The organism is Protofrankia symbiont of Coriaria ruscifolia (genome assembly GCF_900634745.1).
GTDB classification, from domain to species: Bacteria; Actinomycetota; Actinomycetes; order Frankiales; family Frankiaceae; genus Protofrankia; species Protofrankia californiensis.
In genome coordinates this window covers 1-6,799 of sequence record NZ_CAAAFR010000035.1, presented here as the reverse complement: position 1 = coordinate 6,799, position 6,799 = coordinate 1, and the positions used below count along the sequence as shown (strand labels likewise).

At 67.6% G+C, this 6,799-nt stretch carries 6 protein-coding genes and 3 pseudogenes; 5 read left to right on the top strand and 4 right to left on the bottom strand.

The window, feature by feature from the left end; translation table 11 throughout:
• Window positions 1–138: 138 nt before the first annotated feature.
• The gene (locus CV1CTNOD_RS26275; RefSeq protein ID WP_131784908.1) at window positions 139–588 is read right to left on the bottom strand and encodes a helix-turn-helix domain-containing protein; all 450 of its coding nucleotides are present in this window, start codon (window positions 586–588) and stop codon (window positions 139–141) included.
• 62 nt (window positions 589–650) lie between these two features.
• Between CV1CTNOD_RS26275 and CV1CTNOD_RS26270 the strand changes: the two are divergent.
• From CV1CTNOD_RS26270 to CV1CTNOD_RS04470, 4 genes and pseudogenes are all read left to right on the top strand, one after another.
• A pseudogene (locus tag CV1CTNOD_RS26270) lies at window positions 651–755 on the top strand (transposase); the annotation flags it as partial.
• A 23-nt stretch (window positions 756–778) separates the two neighbouring features.
• Window positions 779–967, top strand: coding sequence for a hypothetical protein (locus CV1CTNOD_RS26265; protein ID WP_242606362.1), 189 nt, complete (start codon window positions 779–781; stop codon window positions 965–967).
• A complete protein-coding gene (locus CV1CTNOD_RS04475) occupies window positions 964–1,608 on the top strand; it encodes an IS3 family transposase (RefSeq protein WP_242606361.1) in 645 nt (214 codons plus the stop codon). Before CV1CTNOD_RS26265 ends, CV1CTNOD_RS04475 begins: the two co-directional genes overlap by 4 nt.
• A gap of 88 nt (window positions 1,609–1,696) precedes the next feature.
• A complete protein-coding gene (locus tag CV1CTNOD_RS04470; protein ID WP_131784905.1) occupies window positions 1,697–3,085 on the top strand; it encodes an IS1380 family transposase in 1,389 nt (462 codons plus the stop codon).
• Window positions 3,086–3,274: 189 nt separating this feature from the next.
• On the opposite strand, the pseudogene CV1CTNOD_RS04465 reads toward CV1CTNOD_RS04470, so the two are convergent.
• Window positions 3,275–3,604: pseudogene (locus tag CV1CTNOD_RS04465) on the bottom strand (transposase); the annotation flags it as partial.
• A gap of 249 nt (window positions 3,605–3,853) precedes the next feature.
• Between CV1CTNOD_RS04465 and CV1CTNOD_RS04460 the strand changes: the two are divergent.
• Complete coding sequence (locus CV1CTNOD_RS04460; protein ID WP_131784903.1) at window positions 3,854–5,467, top strand: hypothetical protein; 1,614 nt, start codon at window positions 3,854–3,856, stop codon at window positions 5,465–5,467.
• 369 nt (window positions 5,468–5,836) lie between these two features.
• Here the strand turns inward: CV1CTNOD_RS04460 and CV1CTNOD_RS04455 are convergent, their stop codons facing one another.
• Both CV1CTNOD_RS04455 and CV1CTNOD_RS25390 read right to left on the bottom strand, forming a co-directional pair.
• The gene (locus CV1CTNOD_RS04455; RefSeq protein ID WP_207386186.1) at window positions 5,837–6,370 is read right to left on the bottom strand and encodes a hypothetical protein; all 534 of its coding nucleotides are present in this window, start codon (window positions 6,368–6,370) and stop codon (window positions 5,837–5,839) included.
• A gap of 2 nt (window positions 6,371–6,372) precedes the next feature.
• Window positions 6,373–6,799 (bottom strand): annotated as a pseudogene (locus CV1CTNOD_RS25390) (hypothetical protein); the annotation flags it as partial.

Below are 6,799 nucleotides of genomic sequence, written 5' to 3'. Positions count from 1 at the left end.
TCCCCCACCCGTCCCAGCAGAGCGTCCAACCGGGCAAGCTCAGCTGTCCGCCCGACGAACCCGCCCGCAGCCACCCGCCACTCCTCCCAGCCAAACTACAACCGAGTGTAGTTCAACCCAGTGGAGTTACAGGCGCCATCAAGGGGCAGACGCGTCGCCGGTGCCGGTGGGCGCCGGTGACCCGTACATGCCCATCTCCACCGCGTCCGCGGTCATCTCCGCCAACAGCTCACGGCGCCTACGGCTACGCCGCTGCTTGTAAGCGAGCACCTGCTCCAGCGGGATCCGCCGCGACGAACTCGGCCGGGAGTAGCCGATCTCCCCCGCATCCAACAGCTTGATCAACGTTGGGCGGGAGACACCCAGCAGATCGGCAGCCTCACGCGTCGTCAGCTCCTGGTCCACCGGCACCACCGCCATACCCCTGCCGGACGCGAGCACCTCGGCCACCCGCACAAGGACGTCACGTACGGAACGGGGCAGTTCCGCCTCAACGCCGCCCTGGATCAACGCCAACGACCGACCGCCACTCTCATCCAGAAGATCTACCAGGCGAACCAGGACAGCCCGCTCGTCCGACGTCGGCATTGGACCGTACCCGCTTCGGTGGACGACCGACGTAGCTGCCCGATCCGTCGGGAGAGCTGGACATGGGCGCGACACGCCGTAGATTTACCGAGGAGTACAAAGAACAAGCGGTAGCTTTCGTCATCGACGGCGGCCGTCCGGTCGTCGAGGTCGCCCGGAACATCGGCGTCCACGAGATGACGTTGGGAAAATGGGTGAAGAAAGCGAAGGAAGAGGCCGCGCCGTTGTCGCCGGACGCCCCCTGGACGAGTCCGAACGCGCTGAACTCGTCCACCTACGCGGCGAAGTCAAAGACGCGAACTCCACCATCAACGAGCTGCAGATGCAGGTCGAGTTCGCAAAAAAAGTAGCGACCTGGTTCGCGAAGGGAAAGCAGTGAAGTTCGCTGCCATCGCGGACTGGGCTGCCTCCGGTGAGTTCCCCGTCGCGTTCATGTGCGCCGAACTCGACGTGTCCCGCTCCGGCTACTACGCCTGGTCCCGGGCCGTGCCCAGCCAGCGCTCCCTCGACGACACCACCTACACCACCCTGATCAGGAAGATCCACGCCGACGGACGCGGCAATCCAGGCGTCCGCCGGATCCGCGCCGGCCTGGCCGCCGCCGGCCACCAGCTCTCCCACAAGCGGGTCTGGCGTCTCATGCGGGCCGCCGGCCTGCAAGGACGCCACCCCAAGGCCTGGAAACGCACCACCGTCGCCGGCGACCAGCCCGTCCCCGCACCCGACCTGATCTCCCGCGACTTCACCGCCACCGCACCCGATACCCGCTGGTGCGGCGACATCACCTACGTCAGGACCTGGGACGGCTGGGCCTACGTCGCCACCGTGATCGACCTGCACTCCCGCGCCGTCGTCGGCTGGGCCGCCGCCGACCACATGAGAACCAGCCTCATCACCGACGCGCTCGACAACGCACTCACCCGACGCCAACCACCACCAGGAGTGATCTTCCACAGCGACCGCGGAACCCAGTACACCTCGCAGGAATTTAGCCTCAGGCTTTCACCGGTGATCGTTTGAGGGTGTGTCGGAAATGAGAAAGGTGCTCCTGACCTGGGAGGATTGAGGTTATCGAGGCCTTGTCCGTCCCAAACCGAGGAGCACCCTCGTGGTGAAGACTACCGATGTCTACCCGTCTATCGACGTGGACGCCGCCGGTCGGGGAGTCGTGTCTCACGGCGGCGGGGTCCTGCTGACCGAGGCCGTCCGGGCCAGCGGGCTGGGCCGGACGCTGTCAGCGGCGCTGTCGCCGTGGCGGCCGGGTCGGGCGGTGCACGACCCGGGCAAGGTGCTGCTGGACGTGGCGCTGTCACTGGCGCTGGGCGGGGACTGCCTGGCCGACGTGTCGCTGCTGCGCGCCGAGCCGGGGATGTTCGGGCCGGTGGCCTCGGACCCGACGGTGTCCCGGCTGATCGACCGGCTGGCCGCCGACGCCGACACGGCGTTGCAAGCGATCGATACCGCGCGGGCGGCCGCGCGTTCCCGGGTCTGGGAGCTCGCCGGCAGCCACGCTCCTCATACCGGGGTGTCGGCGGACGCTCCGCTGCTGGTGGACCTGGACGCCACGCTGGTCACCGCCCACTCGGAGAAGGAGAACGCCGACCGGACGTGGAAGAAGGGATTCGGTTTCCACCCGCTGTGGGCGTTCGCCGACCACGGCGCCGCCGGTTCGGGTGAGCCGCTGGCCGTGCTGCTGCGGCCGGGCAACGCCGGCTCGAACACTGCGAGCGACCACATCACGGTCGCCGCTGCCGCGCTGGCGCAGGTACCCCGCCGGCTTCGGCGGAGCAGGGCGGTGCTGGTCCGGACCGACAGCGGCGGCGGCACGCATGCCTTCGTCGGCTGGCTGCACCGCCGCCGGTTGTCTTACTCGGTCGGTTTCACCCTGCCCGGCAACGCCGCCGACCTGATCGCCACGGTGCCGGCTCGGGCGTGGACGCCGGCCTACGACGCTGACGGCCAGCCCCGCCCCGGCGCGTGGGTGGCCGAACTGACCGGCCTGATGGACCTGTCCGGCTGGCCCGCGGGTATCCGAGTGATCGTCCGTAAGGAACGCCCGCACCCCGGCGCCCAGCTGCGCATCACCGACCCCGACGGCAACCGGTGCACCGCGTTCGCGACGAACAGCGTGCGTGGGCAACTCGCCGACCTCGAACTCCGCCACCGCCGCCGGGCCCGCTGCGAGGACCGCATCCGCGGCGCGAAGGACACCGGCCTCCGCAATCTGCCCCTGCACGATTTCACCCAGAACCAGATCTGGTGCGCGATCGTCGCGTTGGCCTGCGACCTGCTCGCTTGGACCCAGCTACTCGCTCTGCCCGACCACACCGCCCGCCGATGGGAACCCAAACGCCTGCGGCACAGGCTGTTCACCATCGCCGGACGGCTTGCCCGCCACGCCCGCAGGGCCGTGCTGCACCTGGCCGCCCACCACCCGTGGACGCAGCTGGCCGTCCAGGCGCTGACCACCCTGCGCACGCTGCCCGACCCTGGGTAGCCCACCGACCCGCCCTGCCCCGACGACCCGAAGGACACCGGCCGTGGACCGGCGCCCCGTCCGCGCGACAACGGGCCACCCCGTCACGACCGGACGGCACAACTCAACATCGAAAACACGGGGCGGTCATCACGGAACCTCGCCCACCCGCCACGCGAAAGATCCAGGCTAATGCGGAGGTCGGCATTACGTTCCCTTCTTCAGGTCGCCGGTCTCATCGATGACCAGAACAGCGTCGGGATGCCCGAGATGTTCGATGACGTAGTCACGCAGGTCAGCGCGCAGACCGTCGTCGTCCCACACCGCCGCGGCCAGGAAGTGCTGCATCCCGCCCGGCGAGGCATCCCCGGCATGCTCGGCGAGCGCCCAGCAGTTCACTCGCGGTAGCCCGGCCAGCAGACCCTGCAGGAACGACCGCGCCCGCCTGCGTGACTCGACACGAGCGAAACGACCATCGATCCGGGCCCCGAGGGCCTCGAACTCCTGCCGCCACCGGTCGAGGTCTACGCTGGGGCACACGGCCACTGGCTGATCTTCGAGAGTCCACACAACCCCCGAGGATCACCGGTGGCCTCCTTCATGCCCGGACCAGCCCCCACGCAGCCCGGCTACCCAACCTCCACCCACCAGATCTAAACGATCACAAAAGTCGGGCTGGAGTAGTAGCAGTGAGGCTTCGCCTCGGACCGCCGAGCAGCGCGGCTGGGCTGGCGGCCCCGGTGCCGGCCGGCGCATCCTGGCGACCGTAGCCGTGTCAGGAGGCCGGTCATGGGTGCGCATACGGTGACGGTCAACGAGGTGCTCGACGGGCACGTGGCGCTGGACATCCAGTGCCTGGACCGGATCTATCTCAACGCCTACGTGCCGACGTTGCAGACCAGCGCGCAGGTCACGGCGTTCCTGTCCGGTCATCTGGGCTACCCGTTTCCGTCACCGGCGCTGTTCAACCAGATCGGCCAGCGGTTCCGCCGCGCGGTCGCCTCGTTCGCCGAGGCCAACGACATCCCGTGGGTGCGCTTCGGCAGGGACGACGTGGGCGGCAAGCTGGAACTGATGCGTCCGCATCTGGATCGCCAGGCCGCGACCGGACGGTCCGGGGTCGCCGCGATCGGGGTGGCCCAGGAGTTCCAGCGGGTCTGGACCGCCTACGAACGCCACACCGCCACTGGGGCGGTGCAGTGGTCGTTCACCAAAACCGACCGGCGGGTGTCCTGCTACTACTTCTACGTGTGGGACGCCGACTTCGGCCCGGCGTTCATCAAGATGTGCAGCTACTTCCCGTATCCGGCGAAGATCTGGCTCAACGGGCACGAGTGGGCCAAACGCCAGGCGACCCGGGCCGGGATCGGCTTTGCCGAGCTGTCCAACGGGTTCGCCGCCGCCGCCGACCCGGCCGCGCTGCAGGAGATCTGCGACCGGCTGAACCCGGGCACGATCGACGTGTTCGTGCAGCGCTGGCTGGCCCGGCTGCCGCTGCCGCTCACCGCCACCGATCGGAACGCCGGCTACTGGTGGGAAACCTCCATGCGCCAGATCGAGATCTCCCGCACCCTCGTGTGCGACGCGCCCCGGCACGCCCGCGGCTTCTTCGAGGCGCTCATCGCCGACAACCTCGACCTCGGCCGCCCGCACAACGTGGAAATCATCTTCGGACGCCTCATCCGCCGTGACACGAAGGGAACCTTCCGCACCGCGATCGACCGCCGCGACAACGGCGGTGTCGTGGTCAACGTCTTCTACAAGCACTCCCGCATCAAGCAGTACCTCAAGGACGGTCGGGCCATGCGGATCGAGACCGTCATCAACGCCCCGCGTGACCTGGGCTGCAACGCCCGCCTGTGCCACCTGCCCGAGCTGCAGTCCAAGGCCCGTGCGGCCAACCGCCGGATCCTGGACGCTGAACGGGTCGGCCAGGGCTGTGTCCTCGCGAGTCCAGCCTTCGAGCGGATCGCGCACCCCACCGTCGACGCGGAGGGGCGGCGGACCCCGGCCCTGCGGTTCGGTGATCCACGGGTCATGGCCCTGACCGGCGCCCTGTGTCAGACGCTGCTCGCCGCGACCGGCTTCACCAACAAGAACCTACGTGTCTTGATCGCTGGGCTGCTCGGCAGCGACTACCGCCCCAGCCAGATGACCTATGACCTGCGCCGGCTGCGCCTGGCCGGCCTGATCCGCCGGCTACCGCACAGCAACCGCTACACGCTCACCGACGACGGCATCCGCATCGCCGTCTTCTACACCAAGGTCTACAACCGGCTCCTCGTCCCGCTTACCGCGGCCGACCAGCGCCAGGCCCCACCCGAGCTGCGCGACGCGCTCCGCATCCTCGATCGCCACGTCGACAACTACATCGACCACGCCCGGCTCGCACCCGCAGCCTGAAACGTGACACAGATGTGAAGAACCCACAGACCAAAGATCGCTAGCGAACTAAACACCGCGACAACTCACGCTGGAAGCCCGAGGCTCCCGACGCGATACCGCACGTCCAGTACCAGCCCTTCCGTGGCTGGGTAATTCACTCCTCAGGAGGCTCGACGGGAACCTCACCGACGTGGCTGATGGCCCCGACGCGGTTCTCGGTCGCGACGGAGACTGAGGCCGACGTGGTGGTTCCGAGCAAGATCGCCACCAGGACGGCTACAAAGGAGACAAGGAGGCCAGACAGCCAACGAATCAGGTCGATCTTCCGCGTCGAGGACCGCCATCGACCGATCGAGTCGACGCACTCTGAACTCGCTGCGCCTGCCATCACGGCGCGGGTCTTCTCAGCCACGACCCCCGTCCAACCCTGATCAGGCTGACGCCGTCTTCCTCGGGCCCCACAAGGAGATCGGGATCGCTGGGAGGAGCAATCGGACGCGATTCGATGCCGTGACGCCAAGCATCGCCACCCTCAGGGAGATAGCGGTCTACTACTAGTGCACGAGTCTCGGGGACTACGCACGCGCATAGCGCTAACCCTGCAATGACCCTCTCGGCTTCTTGGCGGAGCAAGCCGTCGATGCTGAAGGTCACACAGGTTCCCCCCGACTCAACTGCCACGACAACGTCCGTATCCGCATCGACCCAGAGTTGCATCGTGAGCACATGCTGCGCTGTCCACTCAGCGGCAACGAACGAGAGCGATGCCTCGCGGCGCGACCCGATTTCGTCGAACACATAGATGAGCTCGTCTGCAGGATGACGGAGATGGAGCCCTTGCCCGTCGAGCAGCTCAAGCATGTGCTCGACGCCCCGCTCCGGCACTCGGTCAAAGAACCACCAAGCTTCACCGAGACCCATAGTCAGGGCCTACCGAACGTGAATACGTTGCCTTCACCCAGAATCTTGCCAGCCAGGTCGATGGCAGATTGTGGTGTACCTCGCTCGAAGTACGCCTGACCCGGAACACCGGCCTCGCCAGCGGCGTACCTGAGGATGTTCAGCTTCTGGCCCAGTTTCGCAAGGTTCGCCGCCTTTGCTGGTCCACCTACAGCGATGTACTCGCCTCCCGGACCCAGAACGTCCACGTCAGTCGAGCCGACGCCCGGCTGAACGATCTTCATTCCCGGGGCGCCAGGTTCGCCGAGAACGCGGCCACCTGTCAGTCTCGCCACGGCCGACTCTCGAGAAGCACCAACAAGCGCGCTATCTGCGGCGTTCAGCGGACATGACTCGAGACCGAGGGGGTCGAGCTCCCGATAAGGGTTGGGGACGTAGGTATGGGGGTTG